The sequence below is a fragment of the Pseudarthrobacter sp. SSS035 genome, from assembly GCF_023273875.1.
Classification (GTDB): Bacteria; Actinomycetota; Actinomycetes; order Actinomycetales; family Micrococcaceae; genus Arthrobacter.
The window spans coordinates 279,564-300,559 of the sequence record NZ_CP096882.1 but is presented as its reverse complement, the minus strand read 5'-3'; the positions used below and the strand labels follow the sequence as shown (position 1 = coordinate 300,559).

The following is a 20,996-nucleotide window of genomic DNA, read 5'->3' as shown; positions in this document are numbered from 1 at the left end:
GCGGATCCTGCGAGGGTCCGACAAGCCAGGGCCCGTCCTAGCCAGCGCGTGCAGCGCCGGCTGGCGTCCTATAGCGACCGCAGGACCGAGACGACCTTGCCCATGATTGTGGCGTGATCGCCCAGGATGGGCTCGTACTGGGTGTTCTGCGGCAACAGCCACGTGTGGCCATCGCGCTGGCGGAAGGTCTTGACAGTGGCTTCGTCGTCCAACAGGGCTGCGACAATATCGCCGTTGGAGGCGTCTGCCTGCCGTCGGACCACTACCCAGTCGCCGTCGCAGATGGCAGCGTCCACCATGGAGTCGCCGGCCACGCGCAGCATAAACAGCTCACCCTGGCCCACGAGCTGCCGGGGCAGGGGCATCACGTCTTCCACCACCTGATCAGCAAGAATAGGCCCGCCAGCCGCGATCCGGCCCACCAACGGCACCATGGCGGTGTCCATGGCAGAGGGCAGTTCGGTGACCGTTCCGCCGATCCCGTGCAGCACTGAGGGCTTGGTTGTCCCATTGGACTTTGTGGACCCGCCGTCCAGCGTCAACGGCATCAGGACTTCCATGGCGCGCGGACGCTTGGGGTCCCGGCGAAGGTATCCCAGCTTCTCCAGTTGCGAGAGCTGGTGGGTCACGCTCGACAAACTCGCCAGGCCCACGGTGTCACCGATTTCACGCATCGACGGCGGATAGCCGTTGTCATTCACCGAGCGCTGGATGGTTTCAAGGATCTTCTTTTGGCGGGCGGTGAGCCCCTTGGGGGTCCGTTGGGGCTGGCGGCGCTGCGGTGTCGCCTTGCCCTCGGCGGCTGGTGCTGCCATGTTCGCCAATGCCTTTCGGTTGCCCGGCTCCGCTCCGGCCGCTGGTGCCTGGAACGCCCCGGGGCTGGTGTCGGAGTTGATTGTCAGACCCTGCTGATCAACTACAGAGGTGGTTGTTCTTTGATCCAAACGTAGGCCAGCCACGTGCCTTTTTCAAACATTTGTTCTAGCGAGTCTCGACAATATTCGTTGATAAGTGCTAAAAATGAAGAAGCAAAGTTAGAACATGTGTTCTACTCGTTGCTTGCGGATTCGAATATTCGAATCTATGGACGGCTCAGGCTGGTACCGGCAAGTGGACGCGGAGGGCGCGCCGGGCAGCACAGTATGGTCCAGGAGGGCTCATTTCATGTCAGCTATATCTGCTATCTCTGCTTCGCAGGACTCGCGTCCGCAGTTCATTTCCGTGCAGGACCTCACCTCGCGGCAGTGGTCCGCACCCGTTTCGACGTCGGGTTCGGCGCCAAGGCAGCGCAGGGAATCGTTGCCGCCGCTGCGCCTGACCCGCAGGGGCCGGATTGTCCTCATCGGCATCCCGCTGGTGATCCTTGCGGCAATCCTGCTTTCCCTGGCTGGTTTCCTCAACGCCCCGGCAAAGGCCGCCGATTCTGCCGCCGACCTGTCACTGACGCCAACAGTCTCGGTCACGGTGCAGGCCGGCCAGTCACTCTGGGCGATTGCCAGTGCGGTGGCGCCCGAGCGTGATCCCCGTGATGTCATCGCGGATATTGCCCAGTTGAACAACCTTTCCGCCGGGGGCGTTGTCCCCGGACAGCAACTCTTCGTCCCCACCAGGTAAAGAGCCTGCAGGCTCGGGCGTGTGCCGCCGCAGGCCGTCACATTTTCCGGCCGTCCGCTTCGGACCTAAACTGTTCAGGTGAATGACCAGCTAGAGCGTCTGAACAGACTTCCCCTCCGGACCAACCTCCGTGGGCTGACCCCGTACGGTGCCCCGCAGCTGGATGTCCCTATCCTGCTGAACGTCAACGAAAACACGCATGGCGTCCCGGCGGACGTACGAGCCGCGATCAGCGTGGCCGTGACGGAAGCCGCGGCAGGCCTCAACCGCTACCCGGACCGTGAATTCACCGAACTCCGGGAAGCGCTGGCCGAGTATCTCGGCCACAGCCTGGATGCCACAAACATCTGGGCGGCCAACGGGTCCAACGAGGTCCTCCAGCAGATTCTCCAGGCTTTCGGCGGGCCCGGGCGCACGGCCCTGGGATTCCCGCCCACGTACTCCATGTATCCGCTCCTGGCCAGCGGCACGGACACCGGGTACATCGTCGGGCAGCGGGCCGACGACTACGGGCTCAGTGCTGAGTCGGCCGCGTTGCAGGTCAAAGAGCTTCAGCCCAACATCGTTTTCCTCTGCTCGCCGAACAATCCCACCGGCACGGGCCTGGGCCTGGACGTTGTGGAGGCCGTGTACGAGGCCGGCGAGGCCAGCCAGACCATCGTCATCGTTGACGAGGCCTACCACGAGTTCGCCCACGACGGAACGCCGAGCGCCCTTACGTTGCTGCCCGGCCGGGAGCGCCTCATTGTGTCCCGCACCATGAGCAAGGCGTTCGCCCTCGCGGGCGCCCGCCTGGGCTACATGGCGGCCGCTCCTGAAGTCACGGACGCACTCCGCCTGGTCCGGCTGCCCTACCACCTTTCGGCCATCACCCAGGCAACGGCCCTCGCCGCCCTGCAGCACCGCACTGCGCTGATGGCCGACGTCGAGGACATCAAGGAGCAACGCGACCGCATCGTCTCGGAGCTCACCCGGATGGGCCTCAAGCCTGCCGCCTCCGATTCGAACTATGTCTTCTTCGGCGGCCTCGACAGCCCCCACGACGTCTGGCAGCAGCTGCTGGACGACGGCGTGCTCATCCGCGACGTCGGCATCCCCGGCCACCTGCGTGTCACGGCGGGAACTGAGACGGAGACCACAGCCTTCCTGACGTCGCTGGAACGCATCCTGGCCAGCCAGGCCGGGCTGCCCGCCTAAACTTGAAGTATCGGCGCCGCCGCGCCGGCACATCTCCTTCGCTTTCGCACCACTGACTTCGCCTAAAGGACATATGACCATGAGCTTCACCGGATCGAACGCTGCCGCGCCCCGGACCGCACGCATGGAGCGTGCCACCAGTGAATCGTCAGTGCTCGTGGAGATTAACCTCGACGGTACGGGCGTTTCGGACATCGACACATCTGTCCCGTTCTACGACCACATGCTGACGGCGCTCTGCAAGCACTCGCTCATTGACATGACGGTCAAAGCCACCGGTGACACCCACATTGACGTCCACCACACGGTGGAGGACGTCGCCATCACGTTCGGTGAAGTTCTGCGCACGGCCCTGGGCAACAAGGCCGGGATCCGCAGGTTCGGCGAGGCCACTGTGCCCCTCGACGAAGCCCTGGCGCACGCCGTTGTCGACGTATCCGGCCGCCCCTACCTGGTGCACGGCGGAGAGCCTGCCGGGCAGGAGTACCACTTGATCGGCGGCCACTTCACGGGGTCATTGACCCGCCACGTCTTTGAGGCCATCACGCTTCATGCCGGCATCTGCCTCCACATGAACGTCATCGCGGGCCGCGACCCGCACCACATTGTGGAAGCGCAGTTCAAGGCCTTCGCCCGCGCCCTGCGTGCTGCGGTCGAGCCCGATCCCCGCGTGGAGGGAATCCCCTCCACCAAGGGTGCCCTGTGAGCGGCCAAATCCTCCGGGACGGCGCCGTCATCGATCCGGCCGCCGGTAAAAAGCCCGTCTCGCCCGAAGGCAAGCCCACGGTCACTGTCCTGGATTACGGTTCCGGAAACGTCCGGTCCGCAGTGCGCGCCCTTGAGCGGGCCGGGGCCGAGGTCATCCTCAGCTCCAAGCCCGAGGACGTGCTTAATGCCGACGGCCTGGTGGTACCCGGCGTCGGCGCGTTCGAGACTGTGATGCGCGAGCTCAAGGCCGTGGACGGCATCCGGCTGATTGGCCGGCGCGTGGCCGGTGGCAGGCCGGTCCTGGCAATCTGCGTGGGTCTGCAGGTCCTGTTCGAGGCCGGGGTGGAGCACGGGACAGAAGCTGAAGGCATGGGGGAGTGGCCGGGCAAGGTGGAACTCCTTCCCGCTGAGGTGGTGCCACACATGGGCTGGAACACGGTTGACGTTCCGGAAGGATCCAAACTCTTCGCCGGTGTCGCGGACCAGCGCTTCTACTTCGTCCACTCCTATGGTGTCCAGGACTGGAACTTCGACGTGATCCAGCCTCGGATGACCGCGCCTCTGGTGACCTGGTCAGAGCACGGCGCGCGCTTTATCGCCGCTGTGGAAAACGGACCGCTCTGCGCTACCCAGTTCCACCCCGAAAAATCCGGCGACGCCGGTGCACGGCTGCTGCGCAACTGGGTAGACGGCCTTCGCAAGCCAGCTGCCACGGAGGCCGCCTAGATGTGGTCGATTGTCCTGATGGGCCTGGCTGGCATCCTGGTGGGCGGCGCCCTGTCCTTCAGGCAGCAGCACAAACCGCTGTGGACCCAGGTGGGCTTCTACATCCTGGCCGGCATGGCGCTGCTGGCCGCCTACCTGCTGACGCTTCCTGGAACCTAGCCCCACGCATTCACCAGTTCCGCCTCCACGAGCAACCCAACACCCAAGAGGATTTGAGATGACCACCGCAACCGATCTGCCGGTTCTTGAACTGCTGCCCGCCGTCGACGTCGTAAACGGACAGGCCGTGCGGCTGGTCCAGGGGGAGGCCGGTAGCGAGACGAGCTACGGCACGCCATTGGAGGCAGCCCTCAACTGGCAGGAGCAGGGCGCCGAATGGGTACATCTGGTGGACCTTGACGCCGCGTTCGGCCGGGGCTCGAACGCTGAGCTGCTCCGTGAAGTGGTGGGCCGGCTCGACATCAAGGTGGAGCTGTCCGGCGGACTCCGGGACGACGAATCCCTCGAGGCGGCGCTGGCCCTCGGCGTTGCCCGCGTCAACCTCGGCACAGCGGCGCTGGAAAACCCCGAGTGGACCCGCAGTGCCATCGACCGCTTTGGCGACAGGATCGCCGTCGGCCTCGATGTCCGCGGAACCACGCTGGCAGGCCGCGGCTGGACCAAAGAAGGCGGCGACCTCTGGGAGGTCCTGGGCCGGCTCGAAGAAGCCGGGTGCTCCCGGTACGTTGTCACTGACGTTACAAAAGACGGCACACTGCAGGGTCCCAACGTTGAACTCCTGCGCCAGATGGTGGAGAAGACCGGCAAACCGGTGGTCGCCTCCGGCGGCATCTCCAGCCTGGACGACTTGAAAGTGCTGCGCTCCCTGGTGCCGCTGGGTGTGGAAGGCGCGATTGTTGGCAAGGCGCTGTACGCCGGTGCCTTCACACTCCCCGAAGCCCTCGACGTCGCCGGACGCCGCTAGGCAGTTTCCGTGGACAGCACGCACAACGCCGATCCGGCAGCGGAATCGCCGCCGCCGCGCCATCTGCCGGGACATATTGCGGCGGCTTTGGCGGGCGCGGGCGGCCGTACTGACTCGGCCGGCCAGCCGTGGGAAGGCCGGAGCCTCGCCGGGGACGACGCCAGGATCCACAACTTCGAGGACGACGACGGAACGGCCGACGCCGGCTACCTCGCCGCCGTCGCGGCCCTGGTTGACGGCAACGGCGACGAAGCGGCTGTGGTGGCCTCGCTGGCCACCGCCCGGGTCTTTATCCCGATCATCGCCCAGCTCGGCGAGGAAGCGGCCGGCGTCGACGGCCTGGCCGCGGACAAGCAGGCGGACATGGCGATGGTCACCCTGAAGGCCGCCGACGGCCGGACGGCCATGCCGGCCTTCAGCTCGGCGAATGCCTTGGCTGCCTGGCACCCAGAAGCCCGGCCGGTCGCGGTGTACGCCGCCAGGGCCGCACTCTCAGCCGTGGCCGAGGGTGCCGAGTTGCTGGTGCTCGATCCGGGCTCGGAGGTCACGTTCGTGGTCCGGCGGCCCGCCGTCTGGGCGCTGGCCCAACAGCGGGAGTGGATCCCTTCCTACACAGATGCGGCGTTGGCAGCCGAGATGGCTGAGGCAACGGCCGCCTTCCCTGCGGTACGCAAGCTTGCCCTCCTCCCGGGTTCCGGCGTCGCTGTCCTCTCCGGTACGGGTGCCAGGCTCTCCGGGGGCGGTGCCGGGCCGGAACTCCAGGTGCTGCTCCACCTTGAGGATGGGTTGGACGCTCCGGCAGTCCAGGACCTGGTGTCCGGCCTCCAACAGGCATGGTCCCGGAATGTATTGTTTGGAGAGCGTGTTGACTCGATCGAAATCAAGTTGCGGCGCGCAGCACAATAGCTGACGGTTGGCGCGGAGATCCCGGGCTGCCGCGGGCAGACCCAAAGGATTTTCCGTGAACTTCGCTCTTTACCGGGAGCTGCTGGCCCACCGGCCCATCCGGCGGCTGCTGCTGGTCGGCATGATCGCCCGCATCCCCCACTCGGCGGCAGGTATGCTGCTGACCCTGCACATCGTGCTGACCCTGGACCAGGGCTACGCAGCGGCCGGTGCCGCAGCGGCTGTAATGACCATCGGCATTGCCGTTGGCGCACCATGGCGCGGCCGGCGCGTGGACACTGTTGGCCTGCGCCGGGCGCTGATTCCGTCTGTCGTGTCAGAGGCCCTCATCTGGTCCGTGGTGCCTCACGTGTCCTACCAGTGGCTGCTTCCGCTGGTGTTCGTCGGCGGCCTGCTGACGTTGCCGATCTTCAGTGTGATCCGCCAGTCCCTGGGCGTCCTCGCGGACGGCGACCAGCGGCGGACCGCTTTTGCGCTGGACTCGATCGCCACGGAGATGGTGTTTATGATCGGGCCTGCCGCCGGAGCTGTTGTGGCCACCAGCGGCTTCACCGTTCTGGGACTCACCGTGGTGGGCGTTTCCACGTCACTGGCCGGATTGTTCCTCATGTGGTTTAACCCGCCTACCCGAAGTGCCACGCAGACTGAGGAGTGCCAGGCAGACCAGCGCCACGCCGCGGAAGTGGCTGTGGTTTCCGCCGCACCGGCACACCTCCAGGAAGCAGCGGCAGACCTCGTCCCGGCAGGGGCAGAACGCACCCGCAGCGGGCCGGCGGGGCTGCGCGGCAAGGTGGCCCACAACTTCGCCTGGCTCACGGCCACTGTAGCGGCCGTATTCGCAGTGGCAGCTGGAACCGGCATGGTGCTCAGCGGCACGGACGTTGGCATTGTTGCTGCCCTGGAAACAGGCGGGCACCAGGGCGAAATCGGCATTGTGTTCCTCTTTTGGTGCGCCGCATCGGTGGTCGGCGGACTGGTCTACGGGGCCATGCACCGTCCAGTTTCGCCGATCCTGCTGCTGCTGGGGATGGCGGCCCTGACTATCCCGATGGGCTTCGCCCAGGACACCTGGACGCTGGCCTTCGTCTCGATCCTTCCGGGCCTGTTGTGCGCCCCTGTCCTGTCGGCCGCCTCAGAACACGTGGCAGACCTGGTGGCGGAGGACCGCCGCGGCGAGGCGATGGGCTGGTACGGCTCTGCGCTGACTGCCGGGGTGGCGCTCGGGGCGCCCCTTGCCGGAATTTTCATCGACGGGGTGGGACCATCCGGCGGATTTGTCTCCGTGGGCGTGGCCGGCGTTCTGTTCTGCCTGGTGGGACTGCTGCTCCAGGCCCACCGCCGCCGGCGCGCCGCCGTCTGACGCTGGCCTCCAGAGTTTTTTGTCCAGATATTCCGCCTTTTCAGGTGAGGAAGTCCCGTTATCTGGACAAAAACTAAGTGAAACACGACGGCGGCGGAGGGTCCGTGTGGACCGTCCGCCGCCGTCGTCGTACTTTGTGAAGTTTGCTGTTTTGGGTCTAGTTGACGGCGCCGGTGTACTTCTCGCCCGGGCCCTTGCCCGGGGCATCCGGGATGATGGACTCCTCGCGGAACGCGAGCTGCAGGGAACGGAGGCCATCGCGCAACGGGCCGGCGTGCTGGGATCCGATTTCGGGGGCCGCTGAGGTCACCAGTCCGGCAAGGGCGGTGATGAGCTTGCGGGCCTCGTCCAGGTCCTTGAGTTCCTCCGCATTGTCCTCGGCGGCGAGGCCCAGCTTGACGGCGGCTGCGCTCATCAGGTGCACTGCGGCCGTGGTGATGACTTCGATGGCCGGCACCTCCGAGATATCGCGGATTTGCTGGGTCACGTCAGCCTTGGCGGCCGGGGCCTCGAAAACGTGTGAATTACTGTCTGGGGTGCTCATACTGGTAAGCTTGTCACAGACCGACTGGATGTCGTTATTTCGCTATGGAAGGTCCCACCAACGCTTAGCTGCGTTAGGCGGGATTTGTTCTGTAGAATGACATGCAGTTTGCAAGCGGAGTACTCTCCCACCCGCGTCAGCCGTTTTCCCGTTGGAAGTAATTCCTGAGGAAGCAAGGTTGCCGGGTACCGGTCGGACAGTTCTTTCAGGCGTTGAGCCTGGGGAAGTGCGCACTGCCTCTGCTGAGGTCGGTGCATCCGATCATCGAGGCCTTCGATTGCTCCGGCAGTTGGGGGCCTTCTCTATTTGCCGGTGGATTACCACATCAATCACAGGAGCTTTAACATTAGCGAGCCAAGAATCAATGAGCGTATCCGCGTCCCCGAGGTGCGGTTGGTCGGTCCTGCAGGTGAACAGGTAGGAATCGTCCGTATTGACGATGCCCTGCGTTTGGCTGCCGAGTCCGATCTTGATCTCGTTGAAGTTGCACCGCAGGCCAAGCCTCCGGTGTGCAAGCTGATGGACTTCGGCAAGTACAAGTACGAGGCCGCCGTCAAGGCACGTGAAGCACGGAAGAACCAGACCAACACTGTTCTGAAGGAAATCCGCTTCCGCCTCAAGATTGACACCCACGACTACGAAACCAAGCGCGGCCATGCACTGCGCTTCCTCGGTGCCGGTGACAAGGTCAAGGCCATGATCCAGTTCCGCGGCCGTGAGCAGCAGCGTCCGGAAATGGGCATCCGCCTGCTCCAGCGCTTCGCTGACGATGTCGCCGAAGTGGGCGTTGTGGAGTCCAGCCCCCGTATCGATGGCCGCAACATGGTCATGGTTGTGGGCCCGCTGAAGAACAAGGCCGAAGCCAAGGCTGAGGCACGCCGCGCATCGCAGCGTGCAGAGGCCAAGGCGCAGAACGAAGCGAAAGCTACGGGTGGCGGCCGCATCGACGTCTCTGGCGACGACCAGGCACCGCTCACGCAGTCGCTGGCTGACCTTCTGCCGGAAGGTTTCGCCATCACCACTGAGCCGGAAATCGAAGCTCCGGCACAGTCTGAAGCACCTGAGGCGCCTGCAGAAGCCGCTCCGGAAGCCGAAGCCCCTGTCAAGGAAGCGCCGGCGAAGGAAGCTCCCGTCAAGGAAACCGCCGCGAAGGCAGCTCCTGCAAAGGAAACCGCCGCCAAGGCAGCACCCGTGAAGGAAGCCGCCGTCCAGGAGGCGCCCAAGCAGGCTGCCCCGAGGGCCGCTGCTCCCAAGCGTGAGGCTCCCAAGGCTGCCCCGGCACCCGTCAAGGCTCCTGTCGCTGCCAAGCCCGCCGAAGCTGCGGCTCCGGCAGCTCCGAGGCCGCCGGTGCCGATGCCTAAGCCGATCGCCCGGCCGGCAGCGCCGAAGCCTGCTGCAAGGCCTGCCCCCAAGGCAGCTCCGAAGCCGGCTGGCAAGAAGACTACCTAGTTCAAAGCTGCGGGAGGTTATCCTCCCGCAGTACGCAACCAGCATGCCGCCTGCAGGGGCGGCTGCTCGAAAGAACTGCAGACAATGTCTGTGGACACGTAAGGAGATCGGTTCCCATGCCGAAGATGAAGACCCACAGTGGTGCTAAGAAGCGCTTCAAGCTGACCGGCAGCGGCAAGCTGCGCCGCCAGCAGGCCAACCGCCGCCACTACCTTGAGCACAAGTCCTCCAGGCTGACTCGTCGCCTCGCCGGCGACAAGATTGTCTTCAAGGGTGACGCTAAGGTCATCCGGAAGATGCTCGGCATCTAAGTTCCAAGTTCTCTGACTGATGCCACCTGGCAGCAGTCAACTACCAAAAAGGCTTCTCAGGCCAGCCGGTTGTTCCGGCAGTAGATGCTTGGGATCAGAATTTTCGAAGGAGTACGCACGTGGCACGTGTGAAGAGGGCGGTCAACGCCCACAAGAAGCGCCGGGTTATCCTTGAACGCGCAAAGGGCTACCGTGGACAGCGTTCACGCCTGTACCGCAAGGCTAAAGAGCAGCTGCTGCACTCGTTTGTGTACAGCTACGGCGACCGCAAGAAGAAGAAGGGCGACTTCCGCCGCCTGTGGATCCAGCGCATCAATGCTGCATCCCGCGCCAACGGCCTGACTTACAACCGTCTGATCCAGGGCCTGAAGGCCGCTGAGGTCGAGGTTGACCGCCGTATGCTTGCTGAGCTGGCCGTTTCGGATGCGAACGCATTCGCCGCGCTGGTGAAGATCGCCAAGGATTCCCTGCCTGCCGACACGTCCGCTCCGGCCGTCGAAGCCGCAGCCCCCAAGGCTGCCAAGGCACCCAAGGCCAAGGCTGCAAAGCCTGCCGCTGACGTGGCTGCCAAGTAGCACTCACGCCAGTTCGGGGACTGGTGGCTGAAGCCACTAAGGTTCTTATATGAACGAAACCGGGCGCCCGCAAGACTTTCCACTCTCCAACCCCCGAGCTGATCGGGTGAGGAAGGTGGCACAGCTTGCCGGGCGCCCGGCCCGTTTAAAGCGCAGCGAGTTTCTGGCGGAGGGTCCCCAAGCTGTCCGTGAGGCCCTCACCCTGCACCAGAAAAGGATTGCAGCGGGCGAGCCCGGCGTCGTCTATGAGGTGTACGCGAGCGAGGCCTGCCTCGACCGGCACCCGGACCTGGAGGCTCTCGCGGAGGGCATTGACGCATACCTCACTACCGACGAAGTGCTGGCCGCGATGGCGGACACGGTTACCCCGCAGGGCATTCTCGCGGTCTGCGGTTTCCTGGACGTGAGCCTTGAGCAGGTCCTCGACGCCGGCCCGCGGCTGCTTGCAGTGCTGTGTCAGGTCCGGGACCCCGGCAACGCCGGCACTGTACTCCGGGCTGCTGACGCGGCCGGGGCGGACGCCGTCATCCTGACCTCGTCCAGCGTTGATATCTATAACCCCAAGGCCGTCCGTTCCACTGCCGGTTCCCTGTTCCATCTGCCCGTGGTCCTGGGCGCCGATATCGCGGAAGTGGCAGCCGCCTGCCGTGCGCGGGGGATTGGCATACTGGCCGCTGACGGTGACGGTGACGTCAACCTGGATACGCTCCAGGACGAAAACGCCGCCCGCCGGATCGCAGGCCCTGGCGTCGAATCGCTGTTTGCCCTGGAGGGTCCCACAGCGTGGCTGTTCGGAAACGAAGCCCAGGGGCTCGCCGAAGATGAACTGGCCTTGGCCGATCACCGGGTGGCCGTGCCCGTATACGGCGCAGCCGAAAGCTTGAACCTCGGCACGGCGGCCACGGTGTGCCTCTACGCGAGTGCCAGGTCCCAGAAAGCGTGACTGAATACGTGACTTAAAGGCAAGGGCCCCGGAAGTTCTCCGGGGCCCTTGCTGTATGAATCAGATGAGGTAGGGGTATCAGGGCGCCCGTGTGCTCTTGCTACGTCCTGTGATGGCGCCGTAGACGCCGGCAACTACCAGGCCGCCTACGATTGCCAGGATCCAGGTACCCAGATCAAAGAAGGCAAGATCACCCTTGCCGAACAGGAGACTGCCAATCCAGCCGCCTACAATCGCGCCGACAACGCCGAGCACGAGACTCGTCACCCAGCCGCCGCCGACTTTGCCCGGCATAACGGCTTTAACGATGGCCCCTACGATGAGGCCGAGAATAATCCAAGCAAGAAAACCCATGTCTCCTCCTTCATATTCGTCGGGATTAAACGTCCCGATTAGTGTTCAAGCTAACATACGGCCCCTCCGATGTCAGCAGGCTTAGTGCATGTCAGAAGTGCGTCTTCTGCACCCGAAAAGGTACGGTATTCGTGGGCGGAGCCGACTGCGGCGCCGCGAATATCCCTGCTTGTTCTTGAAACCTGTGAAGAGGAGAAGCCTCCGTGGCTGCAAATGGCGGTACCAAGGCGATCGTCGCGGCCCTAGCCGCAAACCTGACCATCGCCGTCCTGAAATTCGTGGCCTTTTTTCTGACGGCTTCCTCGTCGATGCTGGCCGAAGCCATCCACTCGATTGCCGACTCCGGCAATCAACTGCTGCTCCTGATCGGCGGCAAGCGCGCCAGGAAGGCAGCCAGCCCGGAGCACCCGTTCGGGTATGGCCGTGAACGCTACATTTACGCCTTTATCGTCTCGATCGTGCTCTTCAGCGTGGGCGGGCTTTTTGCACTGTTCGAAGCGTGGGAGAAGCTGCAGCACCCGCACGCCATCGAAGGGGACTTCTGGTGGGTTCCTTTGGCGGTGCTGATCGGCGCCATTGTTGCTGAGTCTTTCTCGTTCCGGACGGCCATTATCGAATCCAACCACGTCCGCGGCAAGCAGGGCTGGGTGAGCTTTGTGCGCACGGCCAAGCAGCCGGAGCTGCCGGTCATCCTGCTGGAAGACCTCGGGGCGCTTCTTGGCCTTGTGTTCGCGCTCGTGGGTGTGAGCATGACCCTCGTCACCGGCAACGGGATCTGGGACGCCGCGGGTACCGGCATGATCGGCCTGCTGCTCGTGGCCATCGCTGTGGTGCTGGCTATCGAAACCAAGTCCCTGCTGCTGGGCGAGTCCGCCACCCGGGATGACGTGGCCCGCATCAGTGAGGCCATCGAGGCTGGGGGACACAACCGGATCATCCACCTCAAGACCCTTCACCTCGGACCGGAGGAGCTGCTGGTGGCCGCCAAGATCTCCGTGGGTGCCGCAGAAACCGGCCGGGACATCGCCGCCGCGATTGATGGTGCCGAGTCTCGAATCCGCACGGCCGTTCCGATGGCGCGGGTGATCTACCTCGAACCGGATCTGCACCGCGAGGACAGTCGCACGGACGAGGTCTCAGGCGCCGGTCAGGTTCCCAATGCCGGCCAGCTAGCCGCGGAGGCCGGGGCTCAGGACGCGCAGGCCTGACGTTCCTTCCTCAGCGCACCGAATGCTTCGGTGAAGCCGCTGCCCGCCCGTTCCCAGGATCAGGCGGCCAGCGGCTTTTTGCGTTCCAGGACGCCGCTGGTCAGCGCGATGCCAAAGCCCAGGACTGCCAACACGGCGCCCACGAGCGCGGGTGCCACGAAGCCCCAGCCCCAGGCGATCACTAGGCCGCCCAGGAAGGCGCCCAGGGCATTGGCAACGTTTAGCGCGGCGTGGTTCAGCGAAGAAGCCAGGGAGGGGGCGTCCGGCGACGCATCCAACAAACGGGTCTGCAGGGCCGGGATCAGCATGGAGCCGGACGCTCCCACCACAAAGACCATCACCAGGGCTGACCAGGGCCAGTGCACAGCCACCGCGTAGACCACCAGTGCGACGGCGATCCCGGGCAGGACCCAGTACAGCGTCCCCATCACTGACTTGTCGGCCAGCCTGCCGCCGACGACTGTTCCGGCCACCATGCCCAGTCCGTAGAGGGCCACCACAATGGGCAACAGCGATCCCGGAATCCCGGCCACCAGGGTCATGGTGTGCGCAATGTAGGTGTAGGTCGCGAAGAAGCCACCAAAACCCACGATGCCGATCAGGATGGCCAGCCACACCTGGAGCCGCTTGAGCGCACCGAGTTCGCGGCGGATGCTCGCGTCAGGATGGGGGGCCTGGTACGGGACATAGCGCCACAGCAGCACCAGTGTCAGCAAGCCAATGCCTCCCACGAGGAGGAACAGCAGCCGCCAGCCGAAGGTCTGGCCCACCCAGGTGGCCGCGGGCACGCCGATGACGTTCGAAACGGAGAGGCCCGCCATCACCATGGAGATGGCCCACCCCCGACGTGTGGGGGAAACCAGGGAGGCGGCGATCACAGCCGCGACGCCGAAGAATGCACCGTGCGGCAGCCCGGCCGCAAACCGGGAAACCAGCATGCTCCCGTAATCGGGAGCAACATAGGACGTCAGGTTGGCCAGCGTGAAGAACAGCATGAGGCCCAGTGCGAGGTATTTGCGTGGCAATTTGGCACCTACTGCGGCGAGCAGCGGCGCGCCCACCACAACTCCGAGGGCGTAGGCGGAAATGAGGTGTCCGGCCTCCGGGGTGCTGATGCCGAGTCCTTGTTCCACCTCTTTCAGCAGGCCCATCATGGTGAACTCCGTGACACCGATTCCGACGCCGCCCATTGCCAGCGCGAAAATCGCTGCGCCAACATGCGGAGTCTTCGCCTTGGGCGCGGTGGAGGTTTGGACGACGCTGCTCATGTGCCTGCTTTTCAAAGGGGATGTTTGGGGGAAGGCCCGTAAACCATTCTCCCTCATAGACTGGGGCGGTGAGTGGACTGATACAGGTAGTTGGCGGAGCAATAGTGGACTCGTTGGCGAACCCTGCCCGTATGCTGGTGGCCAGGCGGACTGCTCCCGAGCAGTTCGCTGGGCTCTGGGAATTTCCCGGCGGGAAAGTGGACGCCGGTGAGAAATGCGAGGCCGCGTTGCACCGGGAACTCAGGGAAGAACTGGGCGTAGAGGTCCGTCTGGGGCCGGAACTCCCCTCCGGGACGGCAGCTGGCTGGCGGCTGAACGAGCGGGCCAGCATGCGGGTGTGGTTCGCGGAGATTTCCGACGGCGATCCCCAGCCGCTCGAAGACCATGACCAGCTGAGATGGATCAGCACCACGAATCGTGATGAAGCTCTCAGTCTTCCGTGGATCCCCGCCGACTTCCCGATTGTCCGGGCACTTCTTGAATCACTGGGCACGCCTGTGGGCTCAGCCCCCCTTCGCTGAATTTTAGGACGCCACGACGCCCCGAAACGCGGCTTATGTTCGGATTTGGGTGCCGGTTTTGTGAGTTGGCAGAATCTTTAGGATTGCCGCGCCAGACGCGCGCGCCGTTTCCCCGGAGGCCATTCCGGATTCACCACAGCACAGAACTTCTGAGGAGCGCCATGATTTCGGTAAGCCGGGTCACCAAGAGCTACGGCTCGGGGACAGCCCGGGTTCGGGCGTTGGACGATGTCTCACTAACCGTCCGCCAAGGTGAGATCTTCGGCGTGGTGGGCCAGAGCGGTGCCGGCAAGAGCGCCCTGATCCGCGCCATCAATTCGCTGGAGCGTCCTGATACCGGCAGCGTCACCGTTGACGGCCGTGAGATGACCACCCTGGAAGGGGCGGAACTCCGCGCGGCCCGGCACAACATCGGCATGATTTTCCAGCACTTCAACCTGCTCAGCAGCCGCACAGTCCAGGCGAACGTGGAGCTGTCACTGGAAATCACCGGTGCCAGCCGCGGGCAACGCCGTACGCGTGCGCTGGAAATCCTGGAGCTTGTGGGCCTTCACGGAAAGGCCTCCGCCTATCTCGCGCAGCTGTCCGGCGGCCAGAAGCAGCGCGTGGGCATCGCCCGCGCCCTGGCGTCCAGCCCGTCGGTCCTGCTCAGTGATGAGGCCACCTCGGCACTGGACCCTGAAACAACAATGCAGATCCTGGACCTGATCCGGCAGCTCAGCAATGACCTCGGATTGACTGTGCTGCTGATCACCCACGAAATGGACGTTGTGAAGCGGATCTGCGACTCCGCCGCGGTGATGAGCCAGGGACAAATCCTGGAGCAGGGATCGGTGGAGCAGTTGCTGACAACGGAAAAGTCCCTGCTCGGCCACGCGCTGTTTCCCCTCGGTGAGATCCCCGAAACCACGAACACCATTGTGGAGATCACCTTCACCGGTGTGACCGCGGACCGCCCTGTCATCGCCCAGCTGGCGCGAACACACAGCATCGACGTCGGTATCCTCGGCGCCGCGCTCGAAACGATCCACGGACACCAGGCCGGCCGGACCAGGCTGGAACTCCCTGGCGAGAGGCACGTCGTGGACGCGGCCATAGCCGACCTTAGGTCGCAGGGACTTTTTGTGGAGGTAATCAAGTGATTGACCGCAATGATCCGTACTTCTGGGCCGACTGGTTTGAGACGATCCTCAAGGGCACCGGCGAAACTTTCTACACCGTGGGCGTCAGCCTGCTGTTCACCGTCCTGTTCGGGCTGGCCGCCGGTGTGCTGCTTGTGACCACGGAATCCGGCGGACTGCTGTCCCGGCCGTTTGGCAGCCGGGCGCTGGGCCTCGTGCTGAACCGGGTCCTGGACCTGCTGGTGAACATTGGACGCTCCATTCCGTTCATCATCCTGCTGATCCTGCTGATCCCGTTCACACGGCTCATCGCCGGGTCCTTCATCGGCCCCACAGCAGCGATCGTCCCCTTGACGATTGCCGGCATCCCGTTCTTCGCCAGACTGGTCGAAATAGGCATCCGCGAGGTCCCCGTTGGACTGGTGGAGGCTGCCCAGTCGCTGGGCGCCACCCGCTGGACCATCCTGACCAAGGTCATGATTGCGGAGGCAGTGCCTGCCCTGGCGCTCGGACTTTCCACCACGGTGGTCGGACTGATCGGCTACTCCGCCATGGTCGGGGCCGTGGGCGGCGGAGGCCTGGGAGACGTTGCCTTCCGTTACGGCTACCAGCGCTACAGCCCCGAATACATGTTCGGCGTTGTCATCCTGCTCATCCTGCTCGTCCAGATATTCCAGTCCCTGGGGAACTTCGCCGCACGCAGGCTTTCCCACCGCTGACCACAGCACCCCGAAATTCCCTCAGTGACGCATCCCCAAATCACCCCGCACCATCCTGAAAGAGATCCCCATGATCCGAACACATGTCCTCAAAGCAGCCGCCGCCGGTATCGCAGCCATCCTGGCACTGTCCGCCTGCGGTTCCAGTAGCTCCTCCGAGGCGTCCAGCACCATCAAGGTGGGCGCCCTCGCCGTCCCCGCCGGGGACATGGTCAAGCACGTCCAGCGCGAGCTTGCAGCAGCGGAAGGCCTGACGGTCGAGTACAAGGAGTTCAGCGACTACAACACGCCGAACCCCGCCGTCAGCGACGGTGACATTGATGCCAACCTCTTCCAGAACACCACGTTCCTGGAGACCTACAACAAGGCCTCCGGCAAAAACCTGGTCAGCGTCGGCAAGGTCTACCTGCCGCCGATGGCCCTCTACTCGAACGACATCGCCGAGCTGCAGGACCTGCCCGACGGCGCCAGCATCGCCATCCCGAACGATCCCACCAACGAGTCCCGGGCCCTCAAGCTGCTTGCCTCCAAGGGCCTCATCGAGGTGACCGAGAACCCCATCACGCTCAAGGACGTCACGGCCAACCCGAAGAACATCCAGTTCACCGAGATTGAGAACGCCAGCCTCCCGCAGGCCCTCAACGACAAGGACGCCGCCATTGTGACCCTGGCCTTCGCACTGCCTGCCGGCCTGAGCGCCGACAAGCAGCTGCTGGTGGAAGGCAAAGACAGCGCCTACTACAACGTGCTGGCAGTCAAAGCCGAGATGAAGGACGATCCCCGGGTCCTGAAGCTCTACAAGATCCTGACCTCGCAGGACATGAAGGACTTCCTGCAGGAGAAGTACAAGGGCCTGGTCATTCCGGCCAGCTAGGAATCCGTCCCTAGAACAGGGTGGGCTGCTGACGCGGCCCGGCGGCGGCCGGTTGGGACTCCCCAGCCGGCCGCTCCTGTATGCCGACGCCGGGAGACGGGATACTCCCCGCCGGATACTGGGCTTCCTCGCCACGGGGATCGTCCTCGAGGTCACGGTGGCTGAAGCCGTGGCCGCTGGTGAAGCCGTGCCGGTGCTTGAAATAGCGCACCTTTGCGGCGAGCCAGGTGCGGTATTCCTTGGACGCGTAGGACCCTGTGCCATAGAGGCGCCGGTAGCGGCCAGCCAGTTCCGGATGGTCCTTGGCAATCCACTGCAAAAACCACTCGCGTGTTCCCGGCTTCAGGTAGAGGGCGCCGGCGGTGACGCCCGTGGCACCGGCCGCGGCCAACGAAGCGAACAGGGAATCAAGGGCTTCGTCACTGTCGGACAGCCACGGCAGGATAGGCATCGCCATAACACCGCAGGGGAGCCCGGCATCGCGTAAGCGGGAGACCAGCTTCAGCCGCGCCCGAGGCCCGGGCGTGCCCGGTTCCACGGCTTCCGAGAGTGCCTCATCCGTCATCGCCAATGAAATACCCACCCCTACCGGCACCTGGGCGGCAGCCCGCTTCAGGAGCGGAATGTCCCGGGCGAGCAGCGTCCCCTTGGTGAGGATGGACAACGGCGTACCTGATTCAGCCAGCGCCGTGATGATTCCCGGCATCAGCTGATAGCGGCCCTCGGCCCGCTGGTAGGGGTCCGTGTTGGTGCCAAGCGCCACCTGGTGACGGCCCCAGAACGGTTTGGCCAGCTCCTTCCGGAGGACCTCGGCCGCATTGACCTTGACCACCACCTGGCTGTCGAAATCCAGGCCGGCGTCAAAGTCGAGATACGTGTGGCTCTTGCGCGCAAAACAGTAAACACAGGCATGGCTGCAGCCGCGGTACGGGTTCACAGTCCACTCAAACGGCATCCGCGACCCGGCCACCACCTTATTGAGCACCGATTTGGCGGTGACCTCGTGGAAGGTGATGCCGGCGAATTCGGGGGTGGTCACAGAACGGACCAACCCGGCAAGGGGGAGCAGGGCAGGTGATGGGCCACTTCCGAGGTCATCGGCGGGCCGGGGCATCAGCGCTTGTGCATCCCATCTCATGTCTCCATTCGAATATATGTTCGAACATAAGTCAAGGACCGGACACCGCGGAAGTCCGCGCCGCGGGTTCGGCGCCGGGCTGCGGGAACCGTCAGGCCAGCAATTCCCACACCACGGTGACGCTGGCGTTAATGCTCGCGTGGCCCGCCTCCACGCTGATGGCTTCGCTGGCGGCGGCGCGCTGGATCCGGGCCACCGGGATGGGCCCGTGCGCATCCGGGTGCTCGGCAACGGACATCACCGCGCCAAGCCGCGCGGACGCCAAGGATGCAAACTGTTCGGCTTTGGCTGAGGCATCCTGCCATGCAGCGTCCCGGGCGAGGGCGGCGACGGCTGACACATCCGAGAAGCCAAGTTCCAGTCCGTTCAGGCGCACGTCATCGCCGCCGGCGTCTACTGCGGCGGCAATAACGGCGGATGCCGCGCTGACCTGCCGCAGGCGCACGGTGAGCATGCTGGAGGTCACGTACCCGGTCACCTGCTGGCCCACGCCGTCGCGCCAGACGATCTCAGGCCGGATGTTCAGTCCGGAGGTCCGGATGTCCGTGTCGGCCAGGCCGTGCCGGCGGAGCGCACCAGATACAGCTGCGGACGCTGTTCCTGCATCCGCATAGGCGGCGCCCACGCTGTCCCGCCGGCACTCGACGCCCACGGAAATCGTCAGTAAGTCAGGTGGCGCCTCCGCCGTCCCCGTTCCGGTCACGGTGATGGTCCTGTTGTTGGTCGTGGTGTTGGGTTCGCCCGTCATTGTCAGACCTCGATTCCGCCGGCCCCATGGGGCGCTGGCTTTGGTTTCCTGATGTCAACGTAACCGCCGGCTGCCAGGCCGGCCTGCCGTTCGAAGAAATTTGCCGACGCCGGATTGCCCGTCCGGAGCTGCGACCAGCCGGCGGCCAGGAAATACAGCGGAAGGAAGGGCAACCCCAGGCAGTAGGCGTACTGGCTGCAGTGCTTTTCCTCATGCCCCAGGAGCGCCGGAATGGACGTCAGTTCTTCAGTCCGGATCCGGCAGATGACCACGTTGCCCAGGGTGAAGGCCCCCGCATACGGAATGCGCCACCGGTAGCCGGACGCTATGACCAGCCCGCGGGGGCCTTTGCTGACGGCGGTTCCCGCAGCCGCGGCAACGGCCAGGCCCAGCAGGGTAGTGCCGTTGGCCAGGTTGGCGAGCTGTCGTACCCGCTGCCCCGGCGTCAACAGCTGCGCGGCTGACAGGCCCTGACCTTGTGTCATGAGGCCATGGTAGCCGGAGCCTTCACTTAGACTGGAGGATAGTGGCCGCCAGTTTGACCGGTGTGCCCTGACCTGGTCATCGAGTGCCTTCATCTTGGGTGAATCCACAACATGACCTGCCAGTGACGGATGCGCTGCCGGGAAACCGCGCACGGCTGCACCCCTCACCGGCAGCCCCGACTCGTAGCTAAGAACAGTAGATGACTGAAACTTTGCCGGGCGCCGCCATCCCGAACCCTACGGATGAAGCCGCCATCACTGCCGCTGTAGACCATGCCATCGCCGCCATTGCCGGCGCAGGCACCCTTGACGAACTCAAGGCGGTGAGGCTGGCCCACACCGGTGAGAAGTCACCGCTCAGCCTGGCCAACCGGGAGATCGGCGGACTGCCGAAAGACCAGAAAGCCGTAGCCGGCAAACTCATGGGTTCCTCCCGTGGCCGGGTCAACAAGGCGCTCGCGGACCGCACCGCCGAGCTGGAAGCCCAAAACGACGCCCGGATCCTGCTGGAAGAGACAGTCGACGTCACTGCCGCACCCCGCCGTCGTCGGGCAGGAGCGCGTCACCCGCTCTCCACGCTGCAGGACCGCGTGGCGGACATCTTTGTGGGCATGGGCTGGGAAATCGCCGAAGGCCCCGAGGTGGAATCCGAATGGTTCAACTTCGACGCCCTGAACTTCAAGCCGGACCACCCCGCCCGCGAAATGCAGGACACGTTTTTCGTGGAGCCGCCGGAGGCCCACCTGGTGATGCGTACGCACACCTCCCCGGTGCAGGTCCGTTCCATGCTGGAACGCGAAGTACCCATCTACGTCCTCTGCCCCGGCAAGGTGTTCCGCACCGATGAACTGGACGCGACCCACACCCCGGTGTTCCACCAGTTCGAGGGCCTGGCCATCGACAAGAACCTGAGCATGGCCGACCTCCTGGGCACGCTGGAGCACTTCACCCGGCAGCTGTTCGGCGACGAGGCGTCCGTCCGGCTGCGCCCGAACTATTTCCCCTTCACCGAACCCTCTGCGGAACTGGACATCTGGCACCCGGGCGCCAAGGGCGGCCCGCGCTGGATCGAATGGGGCGGCTGCGGCATGATCAACCCCAACGTCCTCCGCGCCGCGGGCATCGACCCGGATATCTACTCCGGTTTCGCATTTGGCATGGGCATCGAGCGCGCGCTCATGTTCCGCAATGACGTCGGCGACATGCGCGACATGATCGAAGGCGACGTACGTTTCAGCGAGCACTTCGGGATGGAGATCTAAC

At 64.6% G+C, this 20,996-nt stretch carries 25 protein-coding genes; 18 read left to right on the top strand and 7 right to left on the bottom strand.

Annotated features, from left to right (window positions below):
• Positions 1–68: 68 nt before the first annotated feature.
• Positions 69–815 (bottom strand): transcriptional repressor LexA, encoded by a 747-nt coding sequence (gene lexA / locus MUN23_RS01390; protein ID WP_248761748.1) that lies wholly within the window; start codon positions 813–815, stop codon positions 69–71.
• Positions 816–1,173: 358 nt separating this feature from the next.
• On the opposite strand from lexA, the gene MUN23_RS01385 reads away from it, so the two are divergent.
• From MUN23_RS01385 to MUN23_RS01350, 8 genes are all read left to right on the top strand, one after another.
• Positions 1,174–1,614: a LysM peptidoglycan-binding domain-containing protein gene (locus MUN23_RS01385; RefSeq protein WP_371876024.1), complete on the top strand. Its 441-nt coding sequence runs from the start codon at positions 1,174–1,176 to the stop codon at positions 1,612–1,614.
• 78 nt (positions 1,615–1,692) lie between these two features.
• Positions 1,693–2,811 carry a histidinol-phosphate transaminase gene (locus tag MUN23_RS01380; protein ID WP_248761745.1) on the top strand — a complete coding sequence of 373 codons (1,119 nt, stop codon included), beginning with the start codon at positions 1,693–1,695 and terminating at the stop codon, positions 2,809–2,811.
• 79 nt (positions 2,812–2,890) lie between these two features.
• Entirely contained in the window at positions 2,891–3,517 is a 627-nt protein-coding gene (gene hisB / locus MUN23_RS01375) for an imidazoleglycerol-phosphate dehydratase HisB (RefSeq protein WP_058932709.1), read from the top strand.
• Entirely contained in the window at positions 3,514–4,245 is a 732-nt protein-coding gene (gene hisH / locus MUN23_RS01370; RefSeq protein WP_248761744.1) for an imidazole glycerol phosphate synthase subunit HisH, read from the top strand. Before hisB ends, hisH begins: the two co-directional genes overlap by 4 nt.
• On the top strand, positions 4,246–4,404 hold the full coding sequence (locus MUN23_RS01365; RefSeq protein ID WP_248761743.1) for a hypothetical protein: 159 nt from the start codon (positions 4,246–4,248) through the stop codon (positions 4,402–4,404).
• A 58-nt stretch (positions 4,405–4,462) separates the two neighbouring features.
• Positions 4,463–5,209: a bifunctional 1-(5-phosphoribosyl)-5-((5-phosphoribosylamino)methylideneamino)imidazole-4-carboxamide isomerase/phosphoribosylanthranilate isomerase PriA gene (gene priA / locus MUN23_RS01360; protein ID WP_058929461.1), complete on the top strand. Its 747-nt coding sequence runs from the start codon at positions 4,463–4,465 to the stop codon at positions 5,207–5,209.
• Between the two features lie 9 nt (positions 5,210–5,218).
• Positions 5,219–6,115, top strand: coding sequence for an SseB family protein (locus tag MUN23_RS01355; RefSeq protein ID WP_248761742.1), 897 nt, complete (start codon positions 5,219–5,221; stop codon positions 6,113–6,115).
• Between the two features lie 55 nt (positions 6,116–6,170).
• Positions 6,171–7,475, top strand: coding sequence for an MFS transporter (locus tag MUN23_RS01350; RefSeq protein WP_248761741.1), 1,305 nt, complete (start codon positions 6,171–6,173; stop codon positions 7,473–7,475).
• A 157-nt stretch (positions 7,476–7,632) separates the two neighbouring features.
• On the opposite strand, the gene MUN23_RS01345 is transcribed toward MUN23_RS01350, so the two are convergent.
• Positions 7,633–8,019 carry a DUF1844 domain-containing protein gene (locus MUN23_RS01345; RefSeq protein WP_056342948.1) on the bottom strand — a complete coding sequence of 129 codons (387 nt, stop codon included), beginning with the start codon at positions 8,017–8,019 and terminating at the stop codon, positions 7,633–7,635.
• A gap of 312 nt (positions 8,020–8,331) precedes the next feature.
• Here MUN23_RS01345 and infC point away from each other — a divergent pair, with 312 nt between their 5' ends.
• From infC to MUN23_RS01325, 4 genes are all read left to right on the top strand, one after another.
• A complete protein-coding gene (infC, locus tag MUN23_RS01340) occupies positions 8,332–9,468 on the top strand; it encodes a translation initiation factor IF-3 (RefSeq protein ID WP_256468682.1) in 1,137 nt (378 codons plus the stop codon).
• A 116-nt stretch (positions 9,469–9,584) separates the two neighbouring features.
• Positions 9,585–9,779 (top strand): 50S ribosomal protein L35, encoded by a 195-nt coding sequence (rpmI, locus tag MUN23_RS01335; protein WP_009358635.1) that lies wholly within the window; start codon positions 9,585–9,587, stop codon positions 9,777–9,779.
• Positions 9,780–9,898: 119 nt separating this feature from the next.
• Positions 9,899–10,354: a 50S ribosomal protein L20 gene (rplT, locus tag MUN23_RS01330; protein ID WP_056342954.1), complete on the top strand. Its 456-nt coding sequence runs from the start codon at positions 9,899–9,901 to the stop codon at positions 10,352–10,354.
• 49 nt (positions 10,355–10,403) lie between these two features.
• Complete coding sequence (locus tag MUN23_RS01325) at positions 10,404–11,297, top strand: RNA methyltransferase (RefSeq protein ID WP_058929456.1); 894 nt, start codon at positions 10,404–10,406, stop codon at positions 11,295–11,297.
• 78 nt (positions 11,298–11,375) lie between these two features.
• Here the strand turns inward: MUN23_RS01325 and MUN23_RS01320 are convergent, their stop codons facing one another.
• Positions 11,376–11,651: a GlsB/YeaQ/YmgE family stress response membrane protein gene (locus tag MUN23_RS01320; RefSeq protein ID WP_056342958.1), complete on the bottom strand. Its 276-nt coding sequence runs from the start codon at positions 11,649–11,651 to the stop codon at positions 11,376–11,378.
• A gap of 203 nt (positions 11,652–11,854) precedes the next feature.
• On the opposite strand from MUN23_RS01320, the gene MUN23_RS01315 reads away from it, so the two are divergent.
• Positions 11,855–12,859, top strand: a complete 1,005-nt coding sequence (locus MUN23_RS01315) for a cation diffusion facilitator family transporter (RefSeq protein WP_248761739.1) — start codon at positions 11,855–11,857, stop codon at positions 12,857–12,859.
• A 59-nt stretch (positions 12,860–12,918) separates the two neighbouring features.
• On the opposite strand, the gene MUN23_RS01310 is transcribed toward MUN23_RS01315, so the two are convergent.
• Entirely contained in the window at positions 12,919–14,127 is a 1,209-nt protein-coding gene (locus tag MUN23_RS01310) for an MFS transporter (protein WP_248761737.1), read from the bottom strand.
• Between the two features lie 68 nt (positions 14,128–14,195).
• On the opposite strand from MUN23_RS01310, the gene MUN23_RS01305 reads away from it, so the two are divergent.
• The 4 genes from MUN23_RS01305 (at position 14,196) to MUN23_RS01290 (ending at position 17,362) form a co-directional block, all read left to right on the top strand.
• A complete protein-coding gene (locus MUN23_RS01305) occupies positions 14,196–14,648 on the top strand; it encodes a (deoxy)nucleoside triphosphate pyrophosphohydrolase (RefSeq protein WP_248761736.1) in 453 nt (150 codons plus the stop codon).
• Positions 14,649–14,809: 161 nt separating this feature from the next.
• Positions 14,810–15,790 carry a methionine ABC transporter ATP-binding protein gene (locus tag MUN23_RS01300; RefSeq protein WP_248761735.1) on the top strand — a complete coding sequence of 327 codons (981 nt, stop codon included), beginning with the start codon at positions 14,810–14,812 and terminating at the stop codon, positions 15,788–15,790.
• Complete coding sequence (locus tag MUN23_RS01295) at positions 15,787–16,488, top strand: methionine ABC transporter permease (protein WP_248761734.1); 702 nt, start codon at positions 15,787–15,789, stop codon at positions 16,486–16,488. Before MUN23_RS01300 ends, MUN23_RS01295 begins: the two co-directional genes overlap by 4 nt.
• A gap of 70 nt (positions 16,489–16,558) precedes the next feature.
• The gene (locus MUN23_RS01290; RefSeq protein ID WP_248761733.1) at positions 16,559–17,362 is read left to right on the top strand and encodes a MetQ/NlpA family ABC transporter substrate-binding protein; all 804 of its coding nucleotides are present in this window, start codon (positions 16,559–16,561) and stop codon (positions 17,360–17,362) included.
• A gap of 10 nt (positions 17,363–17,372) precedes the next feature.
• Here the strand turns inward: MUN23_RS01290 and MUN23_RS01285 are convergent, their stop codons facing one another.
• The 3 genes from MUN23_RS01285 to MUN23_RS01275 form a co-directional block, all read right to left on the bottom strand.
• Complete coding sequence (locus MUN23_RS01285; protein ID WP_248761732.1) at positions 17,373–18,500, bottom strand: Rv2578c family radical SAM protein; 1,128 nt, start codon at positions 18,498–18,500, stop codon at positions 17,373–17,375.
• A gap of 91 nt (positions 18,501–18,591) precedes the next feature.
• Entirely contained in the window at positions 18,592–19,248 is a 657-nt protein-coding gene (locus MUN23_RS01280) for an SIMPL domain-containing protein (RefSeq protein ID WP_248761731.1), read from the bottom strand.
• A 2-nt stretch (positions 19,249–19,250) separates the two neighbouring features.
• Positions 19,251–19,733, bottom strand: coding sequence for a hypothetical protein (locus MUN23_RS01275; protein WP_248761730.1), 483 nt, complete (start codon positions 19,731–19,733; stop codon positions 19,251–19,253).
• 200 nt (positions 19,734–19,933) lie between these two features.
• Between MUN23_RS01275 and pheS the strand changes: the two genes are divergently transcribed.
• Positions 19,934–20,995 (top strand): phenylalanine--tRNA ligase subunit alpha, encoded by a 1,062-nt coding sequence (pheS, locus tag MUN23_RS01270; protein WP_248761728.1) that lies wholly within the window; start codon positions 19,934–19,936, stop codon positions 20,993–20,995.
• The last annotated feature ends 1 nt before the right edge of the window (position 20,996 follow it).

What these genes read in the sequence shown, in the direction of transcription:
- lexA (WP_248761748.1), bottom strand. Translation starts at nt 815, where the DNA reads ATGGCAGCACCAGCCGCCGAGGGCAAGGCGACACCGCAGCGCCGCCAG.
- hisB (WP_058932709.1), top strand. Translation starts at nt 2,891, where the DNA reads ATGAGCTTCACCGGATCGAACGCTGCCGCGCCCCGGACCGCACGCATG.
- MUN23_RS01365 (WP_248761743.1), top strand. Translation starts at nt 4,246, where the DNA reads ATGTGGTCGATTGTCCTGATGGGCCTGGCTGGCATCCTGGTGGGCGGC.
- priA (WP_058929461.1), top strand. Translation starts at nt 4,463, where the DNA reads ATGACCACCGCAACCGATCTGCCGGTTCTTGAACTGCTGCCCGCCGTC.
- MUN23_RS01345 (WP_056342948.1), bottom strand. Translation starts at nt 8,019, where the DNA reads ATGAGCACCCCAGACAGTAATTCACACGTTTTCGAGGCCCCGGCCGCC.
- rpmI (WP_009358635.1), top strand. Translation starts at nt 9,585, where the DNA reads ATGCCGAAGATGAAGACCCACAGTGGTGCTAAGAAGCGCTTCAAGCTG.
- MUN23_RS01325 (WP_058929456.1), top strand. Translation starts at nt 10,404, where the DNA reads ATGAACGAAACCGGGCGCCCGCAAGACTTTCCACTCTCCAACCCCCGA.
- MUN23_RS01320 (WP_056342958.1), bottom strand. Translation starts at nt 11,651, where the DNA reads ATGGGTTTTCTTGCTTGGATTATTCTCGGCCTCATCGTAGGGGCCATC.
- MUN23_RS01310 (WP_248761737.1), bottom strand. Translation starts at nt 14,127, where the DNA reads ATGAGCAGCGTCGTCCAAACCTCCACCGCGCCCAAGGCGAAGACTCCG.
- MUN23_RS01300 (WP_248761735.1), top strand. Translation starts at nt 14,810, where the DNA reads ATGATTTCGGTAAGCCGGGTCACCAAGAGCTACGGCTCGGGGACAGCC.
- MUN23_RS01290 (WP_248761733.1), top strand. Translation starts at nt 16,559, where the DNA reads ATGATCCGAACACATGTCCTCAAAGCAGCCGCCGCCGGTATCGCAGCC.
- MUN23_RS01285 (WP_248761732.1), bottom strand. Translation starts at nt 18,500, where the DNA reads ATGAGATGGGATGCACAAGCGCTGATGCCCCGGCCCGCCGATGACCTC.
- MUN23_RS01280 (WP_248761731.1), bottom strand. Translation starts at nt 19,248, where the DNA reads ATGACGGGCGAACCCAACACCACGACCAACAACAGGACCATCACCGTG.
- MUN23_RS01275 (WP_248761730.1), bottom strand. Translation starts at nt 19,733, where the DNA reads ATGACACAAGGTCAGGGCCTGTCAGCCGCGCAGCTGTTGACGCCGGGG.
- pheS (WP_248761728.1), top strand. Translation starts at nt 19,934, where the DNA reads ATGACTGAAACTTTGCCGGGCGCCGCCATCCCGAACCCTACGGATGAA.